Source organism: Stenotrophomonas sp. 116085_Sma (assembly GCF_056479585.1).
On the sequence record NZ_CM151057.1, the window covers coordinates 4,451,626 to 4,475,835 of the forward strand.

At 67.1% G+C, this 24,210-nt stretch carries 24 protein-coding genes; 10 read left to right on the forward strand and 14 right to left on the reverse strand.

The window, feature by feature from the left end; all coding sequences use genetic code 11:
• Positions 1-2 precede the first annotated feature (2 nt).
• From ACZK0Z_RS20635 to ACZK0Z_RS20660, 6 genes are all read right to left on the reverse strand, one after another.
• Complete coding sequence (locus ACZK0Z_RS20635; RefSeq protein WP_049426867.1) at positions 3-782, reverse strand: SIMPL domain-containing protein; 780 nt, start codon at positions 780-782, stop codon at positions 3-5.
• Between the two features lie 67 nt (positions 783-849).
• On the reverse strand, positions 850-2,325 hold the full coding sequence (gene trpE, locus ACZK0Z_RS20640; protein ID WP_049426866.1) for an anthranilate synthase component I: 1,476 nt from the start codon (positions 2,323-2,325) through the stop codon (positions 850-852).
• A 290-nt stretch (positions 2,326-2,615) separates the two neighbouring features.
• Positions 2,616-3,566, reverse strand: coding sequence for a lipid kinase YegS (gene yegS / locus ACZK0Z_RS20645; RefSeq protein WP_049426865.1), 951 nt, complete (start codon positions 3,564-3,566; stop codon positions 2,616-2,618).
• Between the two features lie 328 nt (positions 3,567-3,894).
• Entirely contained in the window at positions 3,895-4,377 is a 483-nt protein-coding gene (locus ACZK0Z_RS20650) for a GNAT family N-acetyltransferase (protein WP_132863895.1), read from the reverse strand.
• A 12-nt stretch (positions 4,378-4,389) separates the two neighbouring features.
• Complete coding sequence (rpe, locus tag ACZK0Z_RS20655; RefSeq protein ID WP_006474082.1) at positions 4,390-5,067, reverse strand: ribulose-phosphate 3-epimerase; 678 nt, start codon at positions 5,065-5,067, stop codon at positions 4,390-4,392.
• 57 nt (positions 5,068-5,124) lie between these two features.
• Complete coding sequence (locus tag ACZK0Z_RS20660; RefSeq protein ID WP_005411327.1) at positions 5,125-5,454, reverse strand: J domain-containing protein; 330 nt, start codon at positions 5,452-5,454, stop codon at positions 5,125-5,127.
• Between the two features lie 141 nt (positions 5,455-5,595).
• On the opposite strand from ACZK0Z_RS20660, the gene ACZK0Z_RS20665 reads away from it, so the two are divergent.
• The 8 genes from ACZK0Z_RS20665 (at position 5,596) to ACZK0Z_RS20700 (ending at position 13,641) form a co-directional block, all read left to right on the forward strand.
• Entirely contained in the window at positions 5,596-6,522 is a 927-nt protein-coding gene (locus ACZK0Z_RS20665) for a phosphoribosylaminoimidazolesuccinocarboxamide synthase (RefSeq protein ID WP_029379835.1), read from the forward strand.
• A 374-nt stretch (positions 6,523-6,896) separates the two neighbouring features.
• Positions 6,897-7,382 carry an Mpo1 family 2-hydroxy fatty acid dioxygenase gene (locus ACZK0Z_RS20670; RefSeq protein ID WP_021202665.1) on the forward strand — a complete coding sequence of 162 codons (486 nt, stop codon included), beginning with the start codon at positions 6,897-6,899 and terminating at the stop codon, positions 7,380-7,382.
• Positions 7,383-7,715: 333 nt separating this feature from the next.
• Positions 7,716-10,547, forward strand: a complete 2,832-nt coding sequence (locus tag ACZK0Z_RS20675; protein WP_100443708.1) for a monovalent cation/H+ antiporter subunit A — start codon at positions 7,716-7,718, stop codon at positions 10,545-10,547.
• Positions 10,547-10,939, forward strand: a complete 393-nt coding sequence (locus ACZK0Z_RS20680; protein WP_049428077.1) for a Na+/H+ antiporter subunit C — start codon at positions 10,547-10,549, stop codon at positions 10,937-10,939. The genes ACZK0Z_RS20675 and ACZK0Z_RS20680 overlap by 1 nt, the downstream gene beginning before the upstream one ends.
• The gene (locus tag ACZK0Z_RS20685; protein WP_049428076.1) at positions 10,936-12,471 is read left to right on the forward strand and encodes a monovalent cation/H+ antiporter subunit D; all 1,536 of its coding nucleotides are present in this window, start codon (positions 10,936-10,938) and stop codon (positions 12,469-12,471) included. The genes ACZK0Z_RS20680 and ACZK0Z_RS20685 overlap by 4 nt, the downstream gene beginning before the upstream one ends.
• Positions 12,468-12,974 (forward strand): Na+/H+ antiporter subunit E, encoded by a 507-nt coding sequence (locus ACZK0Z_RS20690; RefSeq protein WP_049428075.1) that lies wholly within the window; start codon positions 12,468-12,470, stop codon positions 12,972-12,974. Before ACZK0Z_RS20685 ends, ACZK0Z_RS20690 begins: the two co-directional genes overlap by 4 nt.
• Complete coding sequence (locus ACZK0Z_RS20695; RefSeq protein WP_005411334.1) at positions 12,971-13,255, forward strand: K+/H+ antiporter subunit F; 285 nt, start codon at positions 12,971-12,973, stop codon at positions 13,253-13,255. Before ACZK0Z_RS20690 ends, ACZK0Z_RS20695 begins: the two co-directional genes overlap by 4 nt.
• Positions 13,252-13,641: a Na+/H+ antiporter subunit G gene (locus ACZK0Z_RS20700; RefSeq protein ID WP_049428073.1), complete on the forward strand. Its 390-nt coding sequence runs from the start codon at positions 13,252-13,254 to the stop codon at positions 13,639-13,641. The genes ACZK0Z_RS20695 and ACZK0Z_RS20700 overlap by 4 nt, the downstream gene beginning before the upstream one ends.
• 134 nt (positions 13,642-13,775) lie before the next feature.
• Here the strand turns inward: ACZK0Z_RS20700 and ACZK0Z_RS20705 are convergent, their stop codons facing one another.
• Together ACZK0Z_RS20705 and ACZK0Z_RS20710 are read right to left on the reverse strand one after the other, a co-directional pair.
• Positions 13,776-14,741 carry a sodium:calcium antiporter gene (locus ACZK0Z_RS20705; RefSeq protein ID WP_197620082.1) on the reverse strand — a complete coding sequence of 322 codons (966 nt, stop codon included), beginning with the start codon at positions 14,739-14,741 and terminating at the stop codon, positions 13,776-13,778.
• Positions 14,742-14,814: 73 nt separating this feature from the next.
• Positions 14,815-15,447, reverse strand: coding sequence for a hypothetical protein (locus ACZK0Z_RS20710; RefSeq protein ID WP_197632794.1), 633 nt, complete (start codon positions 15,445-15,447; stop codon positions 14,815-14,817).
• Between the two features lie 125 nt (positions 15,448-15,572).
• Between ACZK0Z_RS20710 and ACZK0Z_RS20715 the strand changes: the two genes are divergently transcribed.
• Positions 15,573-16,109, forward strand: a complete 537-nt coding sequence (locus tag ACZK0Z_RS20715) for a hypothetical protein (RefSeq protein WP_197632792.1) — start codon at positions 15,573-15,575, stop codon at positions 16,107-16,109.
• A 125-nt stretch (positions 16,110-16,234) separates the two neighbouring features.
• Here ACZK0Z_RS20715 and hmgA read toward each other — a convergent pair whose 3' ends face one another.
• Positions 16,235-17,542 carry a homogentisate 1,2-dioxygenase gene (hmgA, locus tag ACZK0Z_RS20720; RefSeq protein WP_197632790.1) on the reverse strand — a complete coding sequence of 436 codons (1,308 nt, stop codon included), beginning with the start codon at positions 17,540-17,542 and terminating at the stop codon, positions 16,235-16,237.
• Between the two features lie 102 nt (positions 17,543-17,644).
• Complete coding sequence (gene hppD, locus ACZK0Z_RS20725) at positions 17,645-18,757, reverse strand: 4-hydroxyphenylpyruvate dioxygenase (RefSeq protein ID WP_180849114.1); 1,113 nt, start codon at positions 18,755-18,757, stop codon at positions 17,645-17,647.
• 129 nt (positions 18,758-18,886) lie between these two features.
• Between hppD and ACZK0Z_RS20730 the strand changes: the two genes are divergently transcribed.
• Positions 18,887-19,381: a MarR family winged helix-turn-helix transcriptional regulator gene (locus tag ACZK0Z_RS20730; protein WP_010482680.1), complete on the forward strand. Its 495-nt coding sequence runs from the start codon at positions 18,887-18,889 to the stop codon at positions 19,379-19,381.
• A gap of 119 nt (positions 19,382-19,500) precedes the next feature.
• Here the strand turns inward: ACZK0Z_RS20730 and ACZK0Z_RS20735 are convergent, their stop codons facing one another.
• The 4 genes from ACZK0Z_RS20735 to ACZK0Z_RS20750 form a co-directional block, all read right to left on the reverse strand.
• Positions 19,501-20,640, reverse strand: a complete 1,140-nt coding sequence (locus ACZK0Z_RS20735) for a hypothetical protein (RefSeq protein ID WP_197632788.1) — start codon at positions 20,638-20,640, stop codon at positions 19,501-19,503.
• A 180-nt stretch (positions 20,641-20,820) separates the two neighbouring features.
• The gene (locus tag ACZK0Z_RS20740; RefSeq protein ID WP_049428064.1) at positions 20,821-21,420 is read right to left on the reverse strand and encodes a thioredoxin family protein; all 600 of its coding nucleotides are present in this window, start codon (positions 21,418-21,420) and stop codon (positions 20,821-20,823) included.
• Between the two features lie 19 nt (positions 21,421-21,439).
• A complete protein-coding gene (locus ACZK0Z_RS20745; RefSeq protein WP_049428063.1) occupies positions 21,440-22,939 on the reverse strand; it encodes a peptide MFS transporter in 1,500 nt (499 codons plus the stop codon).
• Positions 22,940-23,120: 181 nt separating this feature from the next.
• Positions 23,121-23,996 (reverse strand): tryptophan 2,3-dioxygenase family protein, encoded by an 876-nt coding sequence (locus tag ACZK0Z_RS20750; protein ID WP_197632785.1) that lies wholly within the window; start codon positions 23,994-23,996, stop codon positions 23,121-23,123.
• Positions 23,997-24,210: the final 214 nt, after the last annotated feature.

Genomic DNA, 24,210 nt, shown 5'->3' on the forward strand with positions numbered 1-24,210 from the left:
GGTCAGGTTCCGTCGCTTATCAGGAAAATGGCGTATACGTTTTCGGTGTAGGTGATGGGGCCGGCTTCCACCGACTCGCGCAGGCGGGAGCCCGTGCTCTCGATGCTGTTCATCGGTGCCTCGGGCGCGGGCGGCGAAGGCGGCGTCACCAGTTCCCCGCTGCTGGGCCAACTGCCCGCCTGGATGCCATAGGCGAAGTTCGGCGCCACGTCGGAAATGCTGTACAGACCGCGCAGCTGGGTGCCGTAGGCCTTGGCCAGGCCCTGCGCGGACTGGCGGGTCTGGGCCGCCGCCTCGCCCTTGAGTTCGCGACGCAGCGCCACTTCACCCGAATACGTCGGAGCCACGCTGCTGACCTGCACGTTCTCATTGGCCTTCAGCGCCCCCAGCACGTCCTGCATCTGCTGGACGCTGGCGAAGCTGGCGCGCAGTTGGCGTGACACGCGGGTGCCGATGAAGACCTGCCGGTTCTGCTCATAGCGCGTTGCAGGACCAATCCGCAGGTTGTCCGCGCGCACGCTGCCGTCCACCGCCTTGTGCTGCTTGAACAGTGCCAGCACGCGGGCAACGTTGTCCTGCACGCGGCGGCGCGCGGCGTCGGCGTCCATGTCGGTCTCTTCGATGTTCAACTGCAGGCCGAACCGGTCCGGCATCACCACGCGGCGCGCCTCGCCCTTCACCAGCAGGTGCGGCTGCGAGGGAATGGTATTGGCCTGTGCCCACGCAGACGGGGCCACCGTGGCCAGCAGTGACGACCACAGCAATGCGCTCAGCAGCTTCATGCGGTACTCCTTGTCTTGAATGGGAACAGCAGGAGGTGCCGCGGCGCAGGCCACGGCACGGAAAGGCTCACAGGCCCTTGGCGGCCTGGGCGACGGCGCGGAACAGCGCGCGGCCCTTGTTCATCGTCTCGTCCCATTCCTTGTCCGGGTCCGAGTCGTAGACGATGCCGGCACCGGCCTGCACGTACAGGCGGCCATCCTTGATCACCGCGGTGCGGATCGCGATCGCGGTATCGGCATCGCCGTGCCAGCCGATGTAGCCGATGCTGCCTGCGTACACATTGCGCTTGATCGGTTCCAGTTCGCGGATCACTTCCAGCGCGCGGATCTTCGGCGCACCGCTGACCGTACCGGCCGGGAAGGTGGCGCGCAGCACGTCGGCGTAGCTCAGGCCCGGCTGCAGCTGCCCGGTCACTTCGCTGACGATGTGCATGACGTGGCTGTAGCGTTCGATCACGAACTGCTCGCCCACTTCCACGGTGCCGGCCTTCGAGACGCGACCGGCATCGTTGCGGCCGAGGTCGATCAGCATCAGGTGCTCAGCGCGCTCCTTCGGATCGGCCAGCAGCTCGGCTTCCAGCGCCAGGTCCTGCTCGACCGTGGTACCGCGCGGGCGGGTGCCGGCGATCGGGCGCACGGTGACTTCCCCATCCTGCAGGCGCACCAGGATTTCCGGCGAAGAACCGACCACCTGCAGGTCGCCAACATCGAGGAAGTACATATACGGCGACGGATTCAATGCGCGCAGCGCACGGTACACATCCACCGGGCGCGCCTTGAACGGCACGCTCAGGCGCTGGCTCAGCACCACCTGGAAGATGTCACCGGCGCGGATGTATTCCTTGCTGCGCTGGACCGCATCGACGAAGCCTTCGCGGGTGAAACCGGAGACGAAATCGGACTCGTCCAGCACGTCGCTGTTGAGCGGTGCCGGATAGCCCGCACCCGGCGCCCGCAGCTTGGCTGTCAGCGCATCCAGGCGCGCCTGCGCCTGTTCGAAGGCACCGTCGATACGCGGGTCTGCGTGCACGATCAGGTACAGGCGGCCCTTGAGATTGTCGAACACCGCCAGCTCGTTGGAGTCCAGCAGCAGGATGTCCGGGGTGCCCAGCTCATCGCGACCGGCCGGCGATGCCAGGCGCGGTTCGATGTAGCCGATGCACTCGAAACCGAACCAGCCGACCAGACCGCCAGTGAAGCCCGGCAGGCCTTCCAGCTTGGGCACCGAGTGGGCGCTGCGCAGCGCCTCGACTTCGGCGAACGGGTCGGCCACCTCGCGGGTGTCCACCACCTGCCCGTCCTCGCGCACGGTCAGCGTGTGGCCGTGGAAGGCGTACACGCGGCGCGCCGGCAGGCCGATGATCGAGTAACGACCAAAGCGCTCGCCGCCTTCGACGGATTCAAACAGGTAGGTATTGGGGCCGTCGGCGAGCTTCAGATAGACCGAAAGCGGCGTGTCCAGGTCGGACAGCACTTCGCGGACAACGGGAATATGGGTGTGGCCTTCAGCGGCCTGCAGCTGAAACTGAGCGTGCGAGTTCAAGACGACTTTCCTTCCGGGACACAGCGTTATGGGGGCGGACGACGGCAACGGGCCACCATCGCCACCAACGGCGTGCGGAAGAAAGGGTATGCGGGGTCGTCAGGCTGGACACCCCTTGACTGTATCGCAGGATAGGCGGGAGGGGAACCCTGGGAAACTGAACCACGGCAAGCACGGGGCCGGTGATGGGGGCTGTGGCGGCTACCGGCGCGGGAACCAGTAGAGTCGACTGTTAGTCGACTTGCGCGCGAAGCGCGGGGTTTTACGTCGTCGGAACGAAAAGCAGTCGACTAACAGTCGACTCTACCCCCCTGCCCGGCCAGCAACGGGCAACCGGCGGGCAGATGCATGCGCACCCGGCCCGCCACGCAGTCGATGCGGAACCGCTGGGCCTGCACCGGCTCGCCATCCAGATTGAGAGTCAACGAGCGCTGCGATTCGATCTGCAGCCACGGCAGCCGCGCGCGCGTGGCCAGCTGTTCCAGCGCCGCCTGGGTGCCGGACTTCAGCATCTGGCCAAGGGTGGCGGTGACTTCGCCTTCCAGCTCCGGAAGCACCGTCACATCCAGCAGCCCATCATCGATCAGTGCCTGCGGGCACAGCTGCTGGCCGCCACCGGCCTGGCGACCGTTGCCGATGCCCAGGGCGATGAAGTCGCCTTCCCAAGCGAAGTCCGGCCCCGACAGGCGTGCGTTGATCGACTCGATGCGGCCGAGCTTGGCGATGCCGGTGATCACATAGGCCAGCCCGCCCAGCATCTTTTTCAGGCCGGCGTCGGTCTCCACGGTGACCTGCGTGCCGAAGCCACCGCTGGCGAGATTGGCGCACCACCACGGCGTGCCATCGGCGTCCACGCGCAGCAGATCGATGGCACGCGGCGCGGTCTGCCCGATCAACGCGAAGGCCTCCTTCGGTTCGGTGGGAATGCCGGCGGCGGTGGCGAAATCGTTGGCGGTGCCCATCGGGATCAGGGCCAGCGAGGGCAGCGCATCGGCCGGTTCCTCGCGATGCGCCAGTGTTTCCGCGACCGCGCTGAGCGTGCCATCGCCACCAGCAGCAACGATCACATCCACGCCGTGATCAATCGCCTCGGCCACATAGCGTTCGGCGTCGCCGTCCTCCCAGGTCACCCGTACTTCCAGCTGCACACCCTGCCCGCGCCAGTGGCCAACGGCCTCACGCAGGTCATCGTTGCCCGCGGATTTACCGTTGAGGATCAGGCGCCAGCGCGGGGTGGTCATGCGATGCTTCCAGAGTGGGGCCGCACAGGCTATCAATCACGCGTTCGCGGCCAGTGAACGCCACCGCCTGGAAGCAGTAGATCCACGCCAGGCGTGGATGATGGTGAAAGGGAGCCGACGCGGTGCCACAACCGCCATGTCATGCAGATGTCATTGCCGGCCCGGAGAATGGAAGGCCATAGCAGGGACGACGGATGGAGGCAGGATCAGCCTCCCACGCATGCAGCGAGGCCACGCCAGTGATTGGCGTGGCTTTTTTTTCGAGGTCCGCAGGGAGTGCGAACCAAGGTTCGCACCCACCGGGTTAGGTTGGCCCCAACCACACACCTCACCCGTTGGCGAAATCGTGCAGCGCCTGGCCCTGCAACCGGTACACGGTCCACTCGTCCTGCGGCTTCGCACCGGCGGCGGTGTAGAACTCGATGGCCGGGGTATTCCAGTCCAGCACCGACCATTCAAAGCGACCGCAGCCCTCGGCCACGGCCTGGCGCGCGATGTACTTCAGCAGTGCCTTGCCGGCACCAGCGCCGCGCTTTTCCTGGCTGACGTAGAGGTCTTCCAGGTAGATGCCCTTGCGGCCCAGCCAGGTGGAGTAGTTGTAGAAATACACGGCATAGCCGATGGCCTCGCCGTCGGCTTCGCAGATCAACGCGCGTGCGGTCGCATCGGCGCCGAACAGGCTTTCGGCAATACCGATCTCGTCGGTCTGCACCGAATGCTCGGCCTTCTCGTAGATGGCCAGCTCGCGGATGAAATGCAGGATCAGGCCAGCGTCGGCCGCGGTGGCCGGACGGATGTTCAACACGGCCACCGTGCTCATGGTTCAGCCCCTTGCCGCAGCGACGTTCGCGCGCATCTGCGCGATCACGTCCTGGTAGCTGGTCCTGGCGTTGAAGATGGCCGAACCGGCAACGAAGGTGTCGGCGCCGGCGGCAGCGATCTCGCCGATGTTGTCGGCCTTCACGCCGCCGTCGATCTCCAGGCGGATGTCCTTGCCGCTGGCGTCGATCATCTTGCGCACCACGCGCAGCTTGTCCAGCGCCGAGGGGATGAAGGCCTGGCCGCCGAAGCCCGGGTTGACCGACATCAGCAGCACCAGGTCCAGGTCATCCAGCACCCAGTCGAGGATGTCCACCGGCGTGGCCGGATTGAGCACGATGCCCGGCTTGCAGCCCAGCGAGCGGATCAGCTGGATGGTGCGGTGCACGTGGCGGCTCGCCTCCGGGTGGAAGCTGATGTAGGTGGCACCGGCCTCGGCGAAATCCGGGATGATGCGGTCCACCGGCTCGACCATCAGGTGCACGTCGATCGGCGCGGTGACGCCGTGCTTGCGCAGGGCCTGGCAGACCATCGGGCCGATGGTCAGGTTCGGCACGTAGTGGTTGTCCATCACGTCGAAGTGGACCCAGTCGGCGCCGGCGGCGAGGACGTTGTCGACTTCCTCGCCGAGGCGGGCGAAGTTGGCGGACAGGATGGACGGGGCGATGAGGCAGTTGGACATGGCCGGGGCCTTCGGAACGGGGAAAAGGTTCTCCCACCCGCAGGCGGGACTCTGGAATCAGCGCTTGCGCAGGGTCTTGATGCGGTCGTAGGCGGCGTTGATGCGCCGCGACTTCTGCTCGGCCTGCTGCTGCAGCTCGGGGGCGGCGCCGCCCAGTTTGTCGGGGTGGTACTGGGAAATCAGCTTGCGGTAGGCGCGCTCGACCTCGGCATCAGTGGCCTCGGAGGTCAGCCCCAGCTCCCGGTACGGGTTCTCCTTGTTCAGGCGGAACCAGTCCGAGTCAAAGGCGTGGCCGATCAACAGGCCAACCACCGCGCCAAACAGCGGATTGGGCCGGAACAGCAGGGCGCCGGCGATGAATCCGAGCAGTTTTCCGTACCAGCGCATGGCGCTCCGGGGGCGGCCGACGAAATGGATGCTCATTTTACGTCACAGCGGGCCCGGACGGCTTTACACTAGGCCGCCCGCTGGTCAGCGGGCCCGCCGGGTCCGTTGGGCAGCCGTATCGACAACGCCCCAGGAGTGCCCGTGCCAACCACGCTGTTGCAATCCGATCTCCCCGGCCTGCCCTTGCGCCATCGCGGCAAGGTGCGTGATGTGTTCGATATCCCGCGCGAGCGGCTGCCCGCAGGGACCCCGCCGGGCGACTACCTGTTGATGGTCGCCACCGATCGCCTGTCGGCGTTCGACGTGGTGCTGCCCGACCCGATTCCGGGCAAGGGCGAGATGCTCTGCCAGGTGTCCAACTTCTGGTTCGCCAAGACCGCGCACCTGATGCCCAACCACCTGACCGGCATCGACGTGGCCAGCGTTCTGCCCGAAGGCGTGGACCCGGCCCTGTACGCCAAGCGTGCGGTGGTCACCCGCAAGCTGAAGCCGGTGCCGGTGGAAGCGATCGCCCGCGGCTACCTGATCGGCAGCGGCTGGAAGGACTACCAGCGCACCGGCAAGGTCAGCGGTATCGACCTGCCCGACGGCCTGCGCCAGGCCGAGCAGCTGCCGGAGCCGATCTTCACCCCCTCGACCAAGGCCGCCGTCGGCGACCATGACGAGAACATCGATTTCGATGCGATGGTGAAGCAAGTCGGTGCCGACCTGGCCGAGCGCGTGCGCGACGCCACCCTGCGCATCTACAAGTTCGCCGCCGACTACGCGCGCGAGCGCGGCATCATCCTGGCCGATACCAAGTTCGAGTTCGGTACCGACGCCGATGGCCGCCTGTACATCATGGACGAGATGCTGACGCCGGATTCCTCGCGTTACTGGCCGGCCGACGAGTACGAAGTGGGCACCAGCCCGCCGAGCTACGACAAGCAGTTCGTGCGCGATTACCTGGAGACGCTGGACTGGGGCAAGACCGCCCCGGGCCCGACCATCCCGGCCGAGATCATCGAGCGCACCCGCGCCAAGTACGCCGAGGCGCTGCAGCGCCTGGCCGGGATCAGCGTCGACTGATCCGCCTGCGCCCCCGGCCGGAAAGGCTGGGGGCGTTCTGAAGGCGCGGCCGCCGACGGGGTGCATCGGCTGGGATGCGTTCGACTGGGATGAAATCGGCCGCGATACGGTCGACTGGGTAGAGTCGACTGTTAGTCGACTGGGTAGAGTCGACTGTTAGTCGACTATCGCGCGCAGCGCGGGGATTTTCGCCGTCGAAACGAAGAGCAGTCGACTAACAGTCGACTCTACCCGGTCGGTCCCGCCCCATCGGCCCCGCCCGGTCGGCCCCACCCATCGGCCCCACCCCGTCGGTTCGACTCGGTGCGCCCCACCCCGTCGCTCACCATTCGCCGCCCCTCACCGCCTGGCCCCGGCGGGAGTATGCTGGCCGCATGCAGACCTCCACCGAGCTTGCGCGGCCGATCGACCGCTATTTCGCCAGCTACTCCGACGACCACCGCAATGTGATCAACCAGCGCATCCATGTGGTGGCAGTACCGGCGATCCTGTGGTCGGTGGTGGCCCTGCTGTGGTGCCTGCCGCCGCTGATCACCTGGTTCCAGTACGGCATCTGGTCGGCGTTCGCGATGTTCAGCGCCTGGTGCTTCTACAACAAGCTGTCGCGCCCGCTGGGCATCGGCATGCTCATCCAGTTCTTCGTGTTCGGTTGCCTGTGCCGCCTGCTGGAAGCAGAAATCGGCCTGCAGGCCCTGCGCTGGCTGGCGGTAGGCGTGTTCGTGGTGGCCTGGATCGCACAGTTCATCGGCCACAAGTTCGAGGGCCGCAAGCCCAGCTTCCTGACCGACCTGACCTACCTGCTGATCGGCCCGGCGTGGGTGATGGCCAAGTTCTACCGCAAGCTCGACTGGCGCTACTGACACGCCGGCAGCCGACAACGACCGTCGTTTCCTGAACGGGCAGATCCCGTCACCCTCACTCCACGGCGGCCCTGCCAGCCTGCGCCGGTGACCCGCTCCCCACTTCCCGCCCGTCGACGGCAGCCCCTGTGCGACAGGGCCTGCCGTCTCCCTGCGTGGGCGTAGGGTGATCCCCGAGGGCAGCCAGCGAGGGACCGCAGGAACGTGATGCTGCGCCGCAGAAAAAATGAATCAGCGGACGTTACATGCAATTGATCGCTGTTCGATGGGTTTCGGCGACATTTCGCAGCCTGTTATCCTCCCTGACCTGCTCGTGAATCATGGATTCCCTGCATGCTCCCCAGCCTGCCCCTGCTGCTGGCCCTGCCGTTCCTGATGGCAGCGGCTGTTGCGGCCTTCCCCCGTAGTTCGCGCTCGACTGCTGCCTGGCTGGCGGCGCTGGCGCCGTTGGGCGGGCTGGCCATCCTCGGCTGGCTGACCCCGTCCGTACTCGATGACCAGGTGGTCCGCACCCTGGTGCCCTGGCTGCCACAGATCGGCCTGGACTTCACCCTGCGCCTGGACGGGCTGGCCTGGATGTTCGCCGGGCTGGTGCTGGGCATCGGCGCACTGGTGGTGCTGTATGCGCGCTACTACCTGAGCCAGCAGGACAACGCGCACCGCTTCTACTGCTACCTGCTGCTGTTCATGGGCGCCATGCTGGGCATGGTGCTGTCGGGCAACCTGCTGTTGCTGATGATCTTCTGGGAAATGACCAGCATCAGCTCGTTCCTGCTGATCGGCTTCTGGTCGCACCGCCAGGACGCCCGCGAAGGCGCGCGCATGGCGCTGGTGATCACCGGCGGTGGCGGCCTGGCCCTGCTCGGTGGCGTGCTGCTGATCGGCCGCATCGTCGGCAGCTTCGACCTGGACGTGGTGCTGGCCGCCGGCGAGCAGATCCGCGCCAGCGCGCTGTATCCGTATGCCCTGTTCCTGGTGCTGGCCGGCATCTTCACCAAGAGCGCGCAGTTCCCGTTCCACTTCTGGCTGCCGCACGCGATGGCCGCGCCGACTCCGGTCTCGGCCTATCTGCATTCGGCCACCATGGTGAAGGCCGGCGTGTTCCTGCTGGCGCGCCTGCATCCGGCGCTGGCCGGCAGCGACCTGTTCTTCTACACGGTCAGCGGCATCGGCGCGCTGACCCTGTTGATCGGCGCCTGGAACGCGATCTTCCAGCACGACCTGAAGGGCCTGCTGGCCTATTCGACGATCTCGCACCTGGGCCTGATCACCCTGCTGTTCGGCCTGTCCACGCCGATGGCGGTGGTGGCCGGCGTGTTCCACATCCTCAACCACGCCACCTTCAAGGCCTCGCTGTTCATGGCCGCCGGCATCATCGACCACGAGACCGGCACCCGCGACATGCGCAAGCTGGGCGGCCTGCGCAAGCTGATGCCGTTCACCAGCGCGCTGGCGATCATCGCCTCGCTGGCGATGGCCGGCATTCCGCTGCTCAACGGCTTCCTGTCCAAGGAAATGCTGTTCGCCGAGGCGCTGACCGCCGGTGGCGGCCCGGGCGCGATGCGCACCGCGGTGTCGATCGCCGCGCTGCTGGCCGGCGTGTTCGGCGTGGCCTACAGCCTGCGCTTCGTGCACGACACCTTCTTCGGCCCTGGCCCGCACGACCTGGACCGCGTGCCGCACGAGCCGCCGCGCTGGATGAAGGTGCCGGTGGAACTGCTGGTGGTGATCTGCGTGGCGGTAGGCATCGCCCCGGCACTGACCGTGGCGCCGGTGCTGCATGCCGCCGCGGCGTCGATCCTCGGCAATGCCATGCCCGAGTACAGCCTGGCGGTGTGGCACGGCTTCAACCTGCCGCTGGCGATGAGCGCGATCGGCGTGGTCGGCGGCGTGGCGCTGTACTTCGGCCTGCGCAAGCTGATCAACCTGCACGGCGTGGAAACCCGCACCACCGGCCGCAACGTGTTCCATGCGCAGCTGGATGCGATTTCCGCGCTGGCCATGCGCCTGACCAACGGCATCGCCAATGGCAGCCTGCAGCGCATGCTGCTGGGACTGGTGCTGGTGGCGATCGTGGTCGCTGCCGCACCGTTCGTGGCCAACCCGGCCTCGCCGAACTGGACCGCGCCGCAGCCGATCCCGCTGCTGGGCTGGGCGCTGTGGCTGGTGATGATGGCCTGTGCAGTCGCCACCCTGCGCGTCTACAAGCAGCGCCTGCTGGCGGTGCTGCTGGTCGGCGGCGTCGGCCTGATGGTGGCACTGACCTTCGTGTTCCTGTCAGCGCCGGACCTGGCGCTGACCCAGCTGCTGGTGGAGATGGTCACCCTCGTGCTGATGCTGCTGGGCATGAACTACCTGCCCGCGCAGTCCGGGCCGGAGCGACCGCGCTGGCGCAAGCGGCGCGACGCGGTGATCGCGATCATCGCCGGCGCCGGCCTCGGCGCACTGGCCTATTCGGCGATGACCCTGCCGCCGAACACCATGGCCGGCGAACTGCTCGCCCGTGCCCTGCCCGAGGCGTACGGCCAGAACGTGGTCAACGTAATCCTGGTCGACTTCCGCGGCTTCGATACCTTCGGCGAGATCACCGTGTTCGGCATCGCCGCGCTGGTGGTGCACGCGCTGCTGCGACGCACGCGGATGGCCCCGGAGCAGATCATGCCTGGCCCGCCGATCAAGCTGCCGGTACCGGCCGATCTGGCGCAGATCATGTTCCCGCTGACGCTGACCGTGTCGATCTTCCTGTTCCTGCGCGGCCACAACGCGCCCGGTGGTGGATTCATCGCCGGCCTGGTACTGGCGGTGCCGCTGCTGATCCAGTACGTGATCCAGGGCACTGCGTCGGTGGAATCGCGCTTCGGCTTCGACTACATCCGCTGCATCGGCATGGGCCTGCTGATCGCCCTGCTCAGCGGCAGCGCCTCGATGCTGTTCGGCGTACCGTTCCTGACCAGTGGCCACCTGGACCTGCACCTGCCGCTGATCGGTGACGTGCCGCTGGCCAGCGCGATTGGTTTCGACATCGGCGTCTACCTGGTGGTGTTCGGCGGCGCCATGCTGATGCTGTCGATGATGGGCACGATCAAGCCCTCGCGTACCCGTACCGCCCGCAAGGGTGAGATCGACCTGCAACGCCGTTCGGCCCGCACCGGGGAGATGCACTGATGGAACTGGCCCTGGCTACCGCGATCGGCGTGCTGACCGCCATCGGCATCTACCTGCTGCTGCGTGCGCGCAGCTTCGATGTGATCCTCGGCATGACCTTCCTGTCCTACGCCACCAACCTGCTGATCTTTGCCGGTGGCCGCGTGGTGCTGGGCAAGGCGCCGGTGCTGCAGGAAGGCGTGGACAGCCACCTCGGCAACTACACCGACCCGCTGCCGCAGGCGCTGGTGCTGACCGCGATCGTGATCGCGTTTGCGATGACCGCGGTGAGCATCGTGCTGGCCATGCGCAGCCGCAGCGACAACCACAGCGACCACGTGGACGCCCACGAGCCCGACGACGACCTGCAGGATGAGAGCGTGCCGCCGCGCCAGGGCGAGGACCGCGCATGAACCATCTGGTGATCCTGCCGATCCTGATTCCGCTGCTGGGTGCTGCGCTGTCCCTGTTCGTCGAACACCGTCGCTACGGCCCCAGGGTGCAGCGCGCGGTGGCCTGGACTGCGCTGTCGGCGCTGGCGCTGGCGGTGGGCCTGCTGTTTGCCAGCACGGCCAGCGGTGACATCAACGTCTACCTGCTGGGTGACTGGCCGTCGCGGCTGGGCATCGCGCTGGTGGCCGACCGGCTGTCGGCGTGGATGCTGCTGACCACCCTGCTGCTGGCCATTCCCTGCCTGCTGCATGCCTGCTCAGGCTGGGACCGCCGCGCGCCGCACTTCCATGCGCTGTTCCAGTTCCAGCTGGTGGGCCTCAATGGCGCGTTCCTCACCGGCGATATCTTCAACCTGTTCGTGTTCTTCGAGGTGATGCTGATCGCCTCCTACGGCCTGCTGCTCAGCGGTGGCCGCGGCCTGCGCATGCGCATCGGCCTGCACTACGTGGTGTTCAACGTCACCGCCTCGACCCTGTTCCTGATCGCGCTGGGCCTGCTGTACGCCTCGCTGGGCTCGCTGAACATGGCCGAGCTGTCGCAGCGCATCGCCGAGGTGCCGCCGGCGCAGCTGACCCTGGTGAAGGCGACGATGGGCCTGTTGCTGCTGGTGTTCTGCGCCAAGGCTGCGCTGATGCCGCTGTACCTGTGGCTGCCGGAAGCCTATTCGCGCGCACCGGCGGCGGTGGCCGCGCTGTTCGCGATCATGACCAAGGTCGGCCTGTACTCGGTGCTGCGCATCCAGATGCTGTGGTTCGGCGATGACGCGGGCGCGATGGCCGGCTACGGCCGCGACTGGCTGCTGTGGGCCGGCGTGGCAACGCTGGTGCTCGGCGGCCTCGGTGCCTTGGCTGCGACCCGCCTGCGCGTGCTGATCTCGTACCTGGTGATCGTCTCGGCGGCCACGCTGTTCATCGCCTTCTCGGTCGGCACCCCGCAGGTGCTGTCAGCCGGCCTGTATTACCTGCCGCACAGCAGCTTCGTGGCCGCTGCGCTGTTCCTCATTGCCGATCTGATCCGCCGCCGCCGTGGTGGCGCCAGCGATCGCAAGGAGGTGGTGGCACCGATGCCGGGCAAGGAAACGCCGGCGGTGCTGTTCCTGATCGGTGCGGTATCGGTGGCCGGCCTGCCGCCGCTCTCCGGCTTCCTGGCCAAGGCCGCGCTGCTGGCCGGCATGCCGGCGCAGTACACCGGCCCGGTCTGGACCGCGGTGCTGGTCAGCAGCCTGCTGGTGATCATGGGCCTGACCCGCGGCGGTATCCGCCTGTTCTGGCGCGTGCCGCCGGTCGATCCGGAGGCACCGAAGCCGCGCAAGGCACGCCTGCGCCGGGTCGAGTTGTACGCCGCCTGCATCCTGCTGGGCTACGGCATCGGCATGACCCTGGCCGCCGCCCCGCTGATGCGCTACACCGACGCCACCGCTGCACAGCTGCTGCACCCCAGCGAGTACGTGCAGCAGCTGCGCGCGACCACGCCGGAGATCCGCCAGCCATGACCGCCCAGCGCTCCCTGTTCCGCCGCGTCATTCCCTCGCCGATGCTCAGCATCATGGTGGTGGCGTTCTGGCTGCTGATGTCCGACAGCTTCACCCTCGGCCAGATCGTGCTGGGGCTGATATTGGGCGTGGTGGTGCCGCTGTTCGCCGCACGCCTGGACCGCGAGTTCGCCCGCATCGGCACGCTGCGCCCGCTGCCCAAACTGCTGTGCGTGACCCTGTGGGACATCCTGATGTCCAACATCCGCGTCGCCCTGCAGGTGCTCGGCCCGGAGAAGAACATCCATCCGGGCTTCATCTGGCTGCCGCTGGACATCGCCAACATCCACGGCATCGCCGCGCTGACCAGCATGATCACGCTGACCCCGGGCACGGTCTCGGCCGCGCTCAGTGACGACCGCAAGTTCCTGCTGGTGCATGTGCTGCACCTGGAGGACCCACAGGACCTGATCGATACGATCAAGCGCCGTTACGAGGCGCCGTTGATGGAGATCTTCCCATGACCGGTTTTGAAGTCATCCAGACCACCCTGGTGGTGTGCATGCACGTGGTCGGCCTGGCCATGCTGCTGGCCACCTGGCGCCTGCTGCGCGGGCCGACCGTGCCCGACCGCATCCTCGCGCTGGACACCCTGTCGGTGACCGCGATCGCCGAGCTGATGCTGTTCGGCATGTACCTCAACTCGCCGATCTACTTCGAGGCGGCGCTGATCATCGCCATGCTCGGCTTCGGCAGCACCGTGGTGCTGAGCAAGTTCGTGCTGCGCCGGGACATTGTCGAATGATCACCTTCATCCAGATCGCCCTGTCGGTGCTGCTGCTGTTCGGCTGCTTCTTCATCCTGGTCGGCGCACTGGGGCTGGTGAAACTGTCGACGTTCTTCAAGCGCCTGCATGCGCCCACCAAGGCCAGCACGCTGGGCGTGGGCTGCGTGCTGGTGTGTTCGGTCTGCTACCACATCTTCCTCGGCCAGGACCCGCAGCCGCGCGAGCTGCTGATCACCGTGTTCCTGTTCATCACCGCGCCGATCAGCGCACACATGATGGCCAAGGCCGCGCTGTCGCTGCTGATGGAAACCCGCCCCAGCCTGCCCGGCAACGAGCCGGCTGCTGAAGAGCAGCTGCCGCCGCCGGAGCCGGTGCGCGAGGAAGAAGGTTCACAGAGCCGGTAAATCCGGTAGAGGCCGACCTTGGTCGGCGCAGTGTTTTGGCGAGTGCCAACCAAGGTTGGCACCCACCGGATGATCGGTGGTAGGTGCCGACCTTGGTCGGCACGGCACCAACCGCATCCACGCATGGCGTGGATCTACATGGCCGGGGCGCCCACCAGCAGCAGCTCCAGCACGAACCAGCCGACGAAGGCGACCAGCAGGATTGCGCCTTCGCCGCGGCTGACCTTCAGGTCACCGCGCAGCATCGGGTACAGCACCAGCGCGAACGCAAGCAACGCGGGCAGTTCCAGGCGTACGAACGAGGCCGGCAGTGCGAGCGGCTGCAGCACCGCCATCGCGCCGATCACCAGCAGCAGGTTGACAGCGCTGGAACCCAGTACGTGGCCCAGCACCATGTCGCCATGCCCGCGGCGCGCGGCGGCGATGGCGGTGGCCACTTCCGGCAGCGCGGTGCCGATCGCCACCGGCAGCAGGCCGACCAGCAGCGGCGTCCAGCCCAGCGCAGCACCGAAGTCGGCGGCAGCCCCCACCACCAGGCGCGCACCCCAGTACAGCGCCAGCGCCGCGATCAACACCCTCAACACGTTCAACGGCAGGCTGGTGCGGCTCAGCGCGGACTCGGCGATGACCGCCTGCACCTCGGCGTTCTCGCTGCGACCACGGCGCAGCAGCACGACCTGCATGACGATGAAGCCGGCCACCAGCACGCCACCTTCCCAACGCGCCAGGCGGCCATCCAGGCCGAACAGGATCAGCAGCATGCCGGCCGCCAGCAGCGACCACCACAGCACCGTCTGCAGGCGTGCGCGCAGCAGCAGCGGCGCGGCAAGCGCCGCCATGGCCAGGGTCAGGCCGAGGTTGGCGATGCTGCTGCCCACCGCATTGCCCAGCGCCAGTTCCGGCTGGCCCACCGCCAGTGCCCGCGCGTTGACCGCCAGTTCCGGCAACGAGGTGGCTACCCCGAGCAGCAGCAGGCCCGCAGTGAAGGGCGTGGCCCCGAAGCGTTGGGCCAGGCCGGACACGGCCTTGACGATGGAGTCCCCGCCCAGCGCCAGCAGCAGCAGGCCAAGCAGGAACCAGGCAATGGCAATGGCGATCATCGAGCACTCCCCCAGCGGTCGTGGCGCGATTCTACGCTGGGCCCGCGCGCAGGGCTGGGCCGTGGATCAAGGATCAGCCGCAGCCTTCCGCATAATCGACCTGGGGGGTCTTCCCGACCCGCCAGGTACCCACCCGGCCATCGGCACCGAGCGCGAAGTCGATCACCGCCCCGCCCTCCTGCGCCGGGCGAACGCGCAGGTGCTGGGCCTTCTCGTCGTACTTGTCAGGGCCGACATCGGCCCGCTCCGGGTACAGCACCTGCAGCTCACCCAGGGTCATGCCGACCTTGCCGCCGCCTGGTGCGGTGATGGCGGCGCTGCGCACGTCGTAGCGCACCAGCTTGCGGCCTTCGATCATCAGGCGCGGGTCCTCGGCATCCTGCGGGCGCAGGAAGTAACAGCCATCGTTGCCATCGTCAGCCAGCAGCGGTTTGCCGGCGGCATCGGTGCCCAGCCCTTGCAGGGGCTTGCCGAAACCGCTGCGGACTTCGGCAATGCCAGCGCCCAGCTTTACGCCGGCGAAACCATCCAGCCGCGCCGGGCTGTCGGTGCGAGGATCGGCCGGCGACCGGGTCGCCAGATCGGCATCAGCTGTGGCAGCAGCCGGCGTAGCGCCCTTGGCCGGAGCATCAGCAGGTGTCTCAGGCGTGCGGTTGCAAGCGGCAAGTGACAGCAACAACAGACCGGCAATCGGAAGGTGCTTCATCGGTGCGGTTCCCTGGCACGAAGGTAGCTGCACGCTAGCGCAGCACACGTGCAGATGCTGCATTGTCATCGCGGTTTCATCGCCTTCGTTCAGGCTTGGCGAGCACCGACCTGGCCGTCCCTTCCATGCAACCGCGCAAGACCGATCTCGCCCGAACCGCGCTGCAGGCCCACCGCGCGCCGCTGGACATGCGCCAGCGCCGGCTGCTGATCCTGTGCGACGGCCAGCGCACCGTTGCCGACCTGACCGGTCTGCTCGGCCATGAAGCACCGGCGATGGTCATCCAGCTGGTACAGGCGGGGTACCTGAGCACCGGCACGGGCGCCACGACCCCGGCACCGTCGACCGCAGCCGCGGCAACGCCGGTGCCCACGCCGCCGGCAGCCACACCTGCTGCCCCCGCGATCGAACGTCGCCGCTCGCTGGTGGCCGCGCGCATCTACGTGCTGGGCATATTGGAGATGCAGCGCCACCCGCAGGCGGCAGCACTGTTCCGTGACCTGCAGCAGGCGCGTGCGGAAGAAGAGGTGCTGCAGCGGCTGCAGTCAGCGATGCAGATGCTGCCCGGGCTGACCTCGGAGGGCTATTGCCAACGCGTGCGACAGCGCCTGCTGGAGGCGTTGCCGCTGGAGCATTGCGAGGCGTTCGCCGAAGTGGCGTAAGCGCAGGTTCCTGCCCATCCGGGCCGACCAGCGGTCGGCCCCGACCGAAGGCCGCGTTCGGTAGATCCATGCCACGCGTGGATGCGGCCAGGATCCGTGCCAACCAACGGTCGGCACCTACCCACCTAGCGGGACGACCGGAAATTGTTGCGCAGGCCGTTCCAGCACTGCTGGTAATCGCCCTGGCGATGGCCGGCGGCCAGCGCCTGCGCGGTCGGGCGGATCACCCCGCGGGTCTCGAACATGAAGGCCATCGTGTCCTTGATCACATCGGCCTTGGACAGGTCGGCATTGGACGCCTTGTCGAAGGTCGGTGCATCCGGACCGTGGCCGCTCATGCAGTTGTGCAGCGACGCGCCGCCCGGCACGAAGCCTTCGGCTTTGGCGTCGTAGGCACCGTGCACCAAGCCCATGAACTCGCTGGCGATGTTGCGGTGGAACCACGGCGGGCGGAACGTGTTCTGCGCCACCAGCCAGCGCGGCGGGAAGATCGCGAAGTCCATGTTGCTGGTGCCCGGCGTGTCGCTGGGCGAATGCAGCACCAGGAAGATCGACGGGTCCGGGTGGTCGTAGCTGATCGAGCCGATGGTGTTGAAGCGACGCAGGTCGTAGCGGTACGGCGCGTAATTGCCGTGCCAGGCCACCACGTCCAGCGGCGAATGGTCGATCGGCGCACGCCACAGGCGGCCTTCGAACTTGGCGATCAGTTCGAAATCGCCATCCACATCCTCGAACGCCGCATGCGGGGTCTCGAAGTCGCGCGGATTGGCCAGGCCGTTGGAGCCGATCGGGCCCAGGTCGGGCAGCTTCAGCAGCGCGCCGTAGTTCTCGCAGATGTAGCCACGGCTCGGGCCATCGGGCAGCTCCACGCGGAAGCGCACGCCACGCGGAATCACCGCGATCTGCTGCGGTTCGATCTCGATCACGCCCAGCTCGGTCAGCAGGCGCAGCGCGCCCAGCTGCGGCACGATCAGCAGCTCGCCATCGGCGTTGTAAAAGTAGCGGCCGACCATGTCGCGGTTGGCGGCGTAGAGGTGGATGCCAACACCCGCGTGTGCATCGGGCGAGCCGTTGCCGCCCATCGTGTACAGGCCCTCGACGAAGTCGGTCGGCAGTTCCGGCAGCGGCAGCGGGCTCCAGCGCAGCTGGTTCGGCGAGGCCGGCTGTGCGCCGAAATCACACTGCAGCTGCGACTGCGCGAACGGGGTGAACTCGCCATGGGTCACCGCCGGGCGGATCCGGTACAGCCAGCTGCGGCGGTTGCTGCCGCGCGGCGCGGTGAAGGCGGTGCCGGTCAGCTGTTCGGCGTACAGGCCGTGGGCCACCTTCTGCGGTGAGTTCTGCCCGACCGGCAGCGCGCCGGCAATGGCCTCGGTGGCGAATTCGTTGCCGAAGCCGGACTGGTAGCCGCGGGCGGTGATGGCGCTGGACATGGGGGCTCCTGGATACGGCAAAACCGGAACGGAAAGCAGCCGAGCATGGCTCGGCTCTACAGATGGACAGGCGCCGGGACTGGCCCGGCGCTGCTGATGACCTTACAGCACGCCGCGGCGGATCTGGTCGCGCTCGATGCTCTCGAACAGCGCGGTGAAGTTGCCTTCGCCGAAGCCTTCATTGCCCTTGCGCTGGATGATCTCGAAGAAGATCGGGCCGATGCAGTTCTGGGTGAATATCTGCAGCAGCTTGCGCTGGTGGGTTTCCGGATCGGCATCGATCAGGATCTTGTTCTTCGCCAGGCGCGGCACGTCTTCACCGTGGTTCGGCACGCGCTGGTCGATCACGTCGAAGTAGGTCTCCGGCGTGTCGAGGAAATCCACGCCCTGCGCGCGCATGGCTTCGACGGTCTCGTAGATGTTGTCGGTGAAGCAGGCGATGTGCTGGATGCCCTCGCCCTTGTACGCATCCAGGTACTCGTTGATCTGGCTCTTCGGGTCCGACGATTCGTTCAGCGGGATGCGCACGATGCCGTCCGGCGCGGTCATCGCCTTGGACACCAGGCCGGTCTTCAGGCCCTTGATGTCGAAGTAGCGGATCTCGCGGAAGTTGAACAGGCGCTCGTAGTAATCCGACCACTGCTGCATGTTGCCGAAGTACAGGTTGTGGGTCAGGTGGTCGATGAAGGTCAGGCCGAAGCCCACCGGGTGCAGGTCGGCACCGGCGATCGGCTCGTAGTCGCCGTCGTAGATGCTGCCGGCCGCACCGTAGCGGTCGACCAGGTACAGCATGCAATCGCCGATGCCCTTGATGACCGGGGCGCTGACCGCCTTGCTGTCCGGCTTGAAGGCGATGGCTTCGGCGCCGTTGCCCAGCGCGGTCTGGTAGACCTCCTGGCCCGGCTTCTTGAAGCGGATGGCGAAGCCGCAGGCGCATGGACCGTGCTTCTCGGCGAAGTCGGCGGCGAACGAATCGGGGTCTTCATTGACCAGGAAGTTGACGTCGCCCTGGCGATAGACGGTAATCGGACGCTGCTTGTGCTTGAGCACCGCGCTGAAGCCCATCTTCCGGAAGTAGTCGTGCAGCTCCTGGCCACGGCCGGCCGGGGCGGCGAATTCGACGAACTCGAAACCGTCGATGCCCATCGGGTTCTCGAAGGTGGTGACCTGCATGCCGGGGTTGGGGTGCGAGGCGGTCGGGACTGCGGTATTCATGGTGTGGCTCCGAATCGGTACCGCATCGGTACAAACCAGGTGCGGGCAGGTAGGGACCCGGCGAGAATGCAGGGTCTGGACCTACCCCTTATAGTTACACTTGAAACCACCAGCAAGGTGCACCGCAACATGAGCCCCGCCGATCCTGCCTCGACCCGCCTGCGTGCCTCGCACGTCCTGCTCGACCTGGAACAGTTCCTGCCGTACCGGCTGAGCGTGCTGTCCAACCGGGTCAGCGGCAACATCGCCAAGCTGTACGGTGATCGTTACGGTCTGGCGATTCCCGAATGGCGGGTCATCACCATCCTGGCGCTGTACCCCGGCTCCTCGGCCAGCGAGGTCTCCGACCGCACGGCGATGGACAAGGTGGCGGTCAGCCGCGCCGTGGCCCGCCTGCTGGAGCGCGGCTTCATCAAGCGCGAGACCCACGGCGACGATCGCCGCCGCTCGGTGCTGGCGCTGTCGGCGGCTGGCTTCGAGGTGTACGAGACCATCGCACCGATGGTGATCGAGATCACCCGCAAGCTGATGTCGGTGCTGAGCGAGGAGGAGGAGCAGCTGCTGGAGAAGCTGATCCTGCGCCTGGCTGGTGATGGCCTGGAGCGGATGGGCGAAGGGGTGTAACCACGCCGAGCGCGGCGATTGGTAGATCCGCGCCCTGCATGGATGGCGATACGCCGGTGCGGCTTGGGTGGGGTCAGAGCCCTTTCCTACGGAAAGGGATCCGACCCAGGGGCGCGGGGTCAGCTCAGATGCTTGCGCCGTGCGTGGATCCACGGCACGGCCAGCGCCGCGATGGCGCCACCGGCGAAGCCGAGCGAGGCGGCAACTGTGGCCGCTTCGACCGCCCCCGGCAACGCCAGCGCCGCAGCCACCAACAGCAGCGACGGCAGGCCAACGAAGGTGCCCAGGAAGAAGTGCCAGCGCGGCGACCAGGTGTTGAGCTGCAGCAGGCTGACCGGCTGCCAGGCTTCGGAGGCGGCGTCCTCGGCGATCTTCGCCACCGCCTTGGCCAGATCCACTTCGGGCAGCGCGCGCCCCAGGCGTGCGCTGGCCAGCAGTTCGGCCACGGGGTCCACCGGGGGGAAGCTGGGCGGCCACGCCACCGGTGCCGGCACGCCGTAGGCGGTCAGCAGCGGCACGCTCAGCCAGGGCGCCACCAGCGGGCGCATGCGGCGGCGGCCATGCACGCACCAGATCTGTTGCTGGCCATGCGCGGTAACGCTGTACAGCGCCAGCTCGTTGGCAGGCGGATAGCCCAGCATGGTCACCCGCGCTGCCAGGCTGTCCTGGCCCATCGCACGCAGGAAGCCCAGGCGGCTGCGCCCTTCCTGCATCCACGCCAGGCCCAGTGCCCCCACCAGGTAGGCTTCTGCCACGTCCTTGCTGCCAGCGGTGGCGCGCTCATCACTGGCCAGGTACCAGGCCAGCGATTTCGGTTCGGACACATCGTCCAGGCCCCAACGGCTGTCGTCCCCCAACACATGGCGCACCGGCAGGCGCGCGGGCGCGGTCTCACCACGCTCGCCCGGTTGCAGGAACGGCAGCACGCCCTGGATGAAGGTGGACAGCTCGATCGCACGCACGCCGTGGCCCTGCCATTCCGGCGGCAGCAGCCCGGCCAGCTGGCCGTCGGCGGCCAGCGCGTCCAGTCGCGATTTCTGATCGACCAGCTTCTGCACTGCGCCCTTCAGCACCACGTTGTCGGGCAACGCGATCTGCGGCAGGCGGTGGCGTGGCGGCGCCAGTTCAACGGTGTCCGCGCCGGTGCCGGCGTCATCCAGCAGCGCTTCCTGCGGCGGCAGCGTCACGCCCTCGCCTGCTCCGGCCTCGGCCAGCTCACTGGCGGGTTCGGGCAATCGTTCGGCATGGTCGCTGTGCATGGGCGTTCCGGTAAGGGGCATCGACGGGATGTCGACTGAAGTCCTTGCCGGTAGCGGCGAGCGCGTAGCGAAATTGAGATGCTGATTCCGGGAATGTGACCGCACCCACAGTAGATCCACGCCATGCGTGGATGCGACCCGGTATCAGTGCCGAACAACCCTGCCGGCCAGCGGCCGGCACTACCGGTCAGGCGCCCATTGCTTCAGGAAGGCGCTCACCCGCGCAGGCTGGAATGCCTCGCCCCGGCGCAGCTCACCGGTGGCCTGCGAGACCAGCAGGCTTCCATCGGCATCGAGCACCAGCAGGCGTGGATAGTCGCGCTCCATCTCGGGGAACTGGGCGAAGAAGGCGGTGTTGGGCTGCTCGTCACTGGCGTTGACCTTTACCCACACGTAGTGGGCATCGCGGAAGCGGCGCAGGTCGCCGTTGCCTTCCACGATCTCATCCAGCGCATGGCAGCGGTCGCAGGCGGCATTGCCGACCTCCAGCAGGATGCGCTTCTTGCCGCGCTGGGCTTCCACCTTGGCGGTGGCCAGGTCATCGGCGGGGTCGCGGGCCGGGTCGAACTGCGCGCCGAGCCCGGCGATGGCGGCGATGTCCGCCGCCACCGGGGTGTTGCCCGAGGCCACCGGTTCGCTGGGGTCAGCGACCGGTGGCTCGGTGGGTCGGGTATCCAGGGGCTGCGTGGGCTCGGCGGCGGCAGGCGGTTGCGGTTGGGAACAGGCGCCGATCAGCGCCGCACAGACCACCACCACTGCTCCACCGAGCTTCATGCGCATGCCTTCTACCCTCTCATCGTTACTTGACGCCGTGCATCAGCTTGTTGATCAGCGGGGCGATCAGGAACAGCACCACGCCGGAGCCGATCAGGGCCCAGAACCCGAAGGTATACCCCTTCAGGGCCGACTCGACCGTCATGCCGCCTTCACCACTGACCACGCCGGCGAAGATGCCCGACAGGTTGTTGCCGATGCCGGTGGACAGGAACCAGCCGCCCATGCCGAAGCCGACCAGGCGTACCGGGGCCAGCTTGGTCACCATCGACAGGCCGATCGGCGACAGGCACAGCTCACCGACCGACTGGATGACGTAGACCATGAACAGGGTCCAGAACGGGATCTTGCCGTCCACGACCATCTGCGACAGGGCGAACATCAGCAGCGCGAAGGCGGCGCCGTTGAACAGCAGGCCCAGGCCGAACTTGCGCGGGATGGACGGATTGGCGCGGCCCATGGCCACCCAGATCCAGGCGATGATCGGCGCCAGGGTGATGATGGCCACCGAGTTGACCGACTGGAACCACGCGGTCGGGAAGGTCCAGTCACCGAACTGGCGGTTGACGATGTTCTCGGCCAGGAAGGTGAAGGAGCTGCCGGCTTGTTCGAAGAACATCCAGAACATCACGTTGAAGGCGAAGATGATCAGCATGGCGATCACGCGGTCGCGCTGCACCTTGCCCTCGCGGATGCCCTCCACGAGCAGCACCACGGCCAGCGCGGTGAACATCGCGCCCAGGATCCAGGCCAGCGCGGTAGCGCCGGTGGCCAGCAGGAAGTAGGCGATCGGAATGGCGACCACGGCACCGATCAGCACCATGATGATACGGCCGAAACCTTCAGCGCCGGCCGGCGGTGCACCGATGCCCTTCAGGCCGGCACGGCCGATGTAGAACCACACCAGCGAGATCAGCATGCCCACGCCCGAGGCGATGAACACGACCTTGTACGACGGCATTTCCGAGGTACCGAAGACCTTGCGGGCCAGGTACTCGGTCAGCACCGGGGCGATCATCGCGCCGATGTTGATGCCCATGTAGAAGATGGTGAAGCCCGAATCGCGGCGCTCGTCCTTCAGGCCGTACAGCTTGCCGACCATGGTCGAGATGTTCGGCTTGAACATGCCGTTGCCGACGATGATCGTGGCCAGGCCGAGCTTGAAGATGTGCTCCTGCGGCAGCGAGATCATGAACAGGCCGGCGGCCATGATGACCGCGCCGGTCAGGATCGAACGCTGGTAGCCCAGCACCCGGTCGGCCACGTAGCCACCGAAGATCGCCGCGGCGTACACCAGCGCCAGGTAGGCACCGTAGATGCGGCTGGCGTCGCCTTCACCGGCGGCGTTGCCGTTGTAGAACTGGGCGACGATGTACAGCACCAAGGCCCAGCGGATGCCGTAGAACGCAAAGCGCTCCCAGAACTCGGTCATGAACAGCATCCACAGTGGGCGCGGATGGCCCAGCGTGGTCTTGAAGTCCGGCAGGGCCGGCTCTGGGGTGTTCGCAGTGGCGTTTACGCTCATGCGGGTTTCCTGGTTCGGTGGATGACGAGCACGTCCGCTGTGCAGTTGGAGCAACGCGCGAGGATCACCGACTTCTGGCGTTCACGTCAAATACACGCCGTTTGAGGCAGGTGCCGGCCTGCTCGCTGAACTTGCATCTGAAACGATCCAGCCAATGGCCGCGGTCCAAGCTGAATACGGATCAGCCCTGCGCTGACGGGGGCCCGGCCTGCAGGCTGGTGCGCACCTGGAACAGCTCAGGGAAGAAGGTCAGTTCCAGCGCCTTGGCCAGGAAGCCCACCCCGGACGAGCCGCCGGTGCCGCGCTTGAAGCCGATCACCCGCATCACCGTGCGCATGTGGCGGAAGCGCCAGAGCTGGAAGGCGGTCTCCAGGTCCACCAGGTCCTCGCACAGCGAATACTCGCGCCAGTAGCGGTCGGTGTCCTGGTAGATGCGCTCGAAGACCGGCTGCAGTGCGTCGTCGGCCACGTGCGGCTGGGTCCAGTCGTGGTTTTCATACACAGCCGGTACGGCGTGGCCGAAGCGGGCCAGGTACTTCAGGAACTCCTCGTACAGGCTGGGCGCTTCCAGCACGGTGCGCAGCTGCGCCTGGCCCGCGGCGTCGTGCTCGAACACCTGCAGCATCTGCGCGTTCTTGTTGCCCAGCAGGAACTCGATGTAGCGGTACTGCAGCGACTGGAAACCCGACGAAGGGCCCAGCACGTCGCGGAAGCCCATGTACTCGGACGGGGTCAGCGTTTCCAGCACCGACCATTGCTCGGTGAGCTGGCGCAGCACCTGCTTGCTGCGCGCCAGCACCTTGCGGCACTGCCAGACTTCATCGCGCTGCAGGAAGCCGATTGCGGCACGCAGCTCGTGGCCCAGCAGCTTCAGCCACAGCTCCGAGGTCTGGTGCTGGATGATGAAGAGCATCTCGTCGTGGTGCGGCGGGTTGGACAGCGGCAGCTGCGCGCTGAGCAGCTGGTCCAGCCGCAGGTAGCCGCCGTACGTCAGGCGCCCCTGCAGGTCGGTGTGGATGCCGGCTTCGAGATCGCGTTGGTTGTTGTCGACGGACATGGGTGCGGCCAGATCGGGGGCGGCAAGGGTAGCGCGTTGCCGCCATGCTGGCAGCCGCCACGTCCATACCGGGGCGTCCGGTTGGCCGTGGAGCATCGGCCGATGCCGGGCCTGCGCGTGGAACCCCACATGCCGTTGTACTGGCGGTCAGCCAGAGGCGTATTCTGATGCTTTGCAGCAACGACTGAATACGTTGTTGTTATTGGCCCCCCAC

Bases quoted from the DNA above. Each gene is read 5' to 3' on its own strand.
- ACZK0Z_RS20670 (WP_021202665.1), top strand. From the start codon at position 6,897: ATGCAGACCTCCACCGAGCTTGCGCGGCCGATCGACCGCTATTTCGCC.
- ACZK0Z_RS20735 (WP_197632788.1), bottom strand. From the start codon at position 20,640: ATGCACAGCGACCATGCCGAACGATTGCCCGAACCCGCCAGTGAGCTG.
- ACZK0Z_RS20730 (WP_010482680.1), top strand. From the start codon at position 18,887: ATGAGCCCCGCCGATCCTGCCTCGACCCGCCTGCGTGCCTCGCACGTC.
- ACZK0Z_RS20695 (WP_005411334.1), top strand. From the start codon at position 12,971: ATGACCGGTTTTGAAGTCATCCAGACCACCCTGGTGGTGTGCATGCAC.
- ACZK0Z_RS20715 (WP_197632792.1), top strand. From the start codon at position 15,573: ATGCAACCGCGCAAGACCGATCTCGCCCGAACCGCGCTGCAGGCCCAC.
- ACZK0Z_RS20690 (WP_049428075.1), top strand. From the start codon at position 12,468: ATGACCGCCCAGCGCTCCCTGTTCCGCCGCGTCATTCCCTCGCCGATG.
- ACZK0Z_RS20680 (WP_049428077.1), top strand. From the start codon at position 10,547: ATGGAACTGGCCCTGGCTACCGCGATCGGCGTGCTGACCGCCATCGGC.
- ACZK0Z_RS20700 (WP_049428073.1), top strand. From the start codon at position 13,252: ATGATCACCTTCATCCAGATCGCCCTGTCGGTGCTGCTGCTGTTCGGC.
- ACZK0Z_RS20750 (WP_197632785.1), bottom strand. From the start codon at position 23,996: ATGTCCGTCGACAACAACCAACGCGATCTCGAAGCCGGCATCCACACC.
- yegS (WP_049426865.1), bottom strand. From the start codon at position 3,566: ATGACCACCCCGCGCTGGCGCCTGATCCTCAACGGTAAATCCGCGGGC.
- ACZK0Z_RS20675 (WP_100443708.1), top strand. From the start codon at position 7,716: ATGCTCCCCAGCCTGCCCCTGCTGCTGGCCCTGCCGTTCCTGATGGCA.
- hppD (WP_180849114.1), bottom strand. From the start codon at position 18,757: ATGAATACCGCAGTCCCGACCGCCTCGCACCCCAACCCCGGCATGCAG.
- rpe (WP_006474082.1), bottom strand. From the start codon at position 5,067: ATGTCCAACTGCCTCATCGCCCCGTCCATCCTGTCCGCCAACTTCGCC.
- ACZK0Z_RS20745 (WP_049428063.1), bottom strand. From the start codon at position 22,939: ATGAGCGTAAACGCCACTGCGAACACCCCAGAGCCGGCCCTGCCGGAC.
- ACZK0Z_RS20705 (WP_197620082.1), bottom strand. From the start codon at position 14,741: ATGATCGCCATTGCCATTGCCTGGTTCCTGCTTGGCCTGCTGCTGCTG.
- ACZK0Z_RS20685 (WP_049428076.1), top strand. From the start codon at position 10,936: ATGAACCATCTGGTGATCCTGCCGATCCTGATTCCGCTGCTGGGTGCT.
- ACZK0Z_RS20660 (WP_005411327.1), bottom strand. From the start codon at position 5,454: ATGCGCTGGTACGGAAAACTGCTCGGATTCATCGCCGGCGCCCTGCTG.
- ACZK0Z_RS20740 (WP_049428064.1), bottom strand. From the start codon at position 21,420: ATGCGCATGAAGCTCGGTGGAGCAGTGGTGGTGGTCTGTGCGGCGCTG.
- ACZK0Z_RS20635 (WP_049426867.1), bottom strand. From the start codon at position 782: ATGAAGCTGCTGAGCGCATTGCTGTGGTCGTCACTGCTGGCCACGGTG.
- ACZK0Z_RS20710 (WP_197632794.1), bottom strand. From the start codon at position 15,447: ATGAAGCACCTTCCGATTGCCGGTCTGTTGTTGCTGTCACTTGCCGCT.
- hmgA (WP_197632790.1), bottom strand. From the start codon at position 17,542: ATGTCCAGCGCCATCACCGCCCGCGGCTACCAGTCCGGCTTCGGCAAC.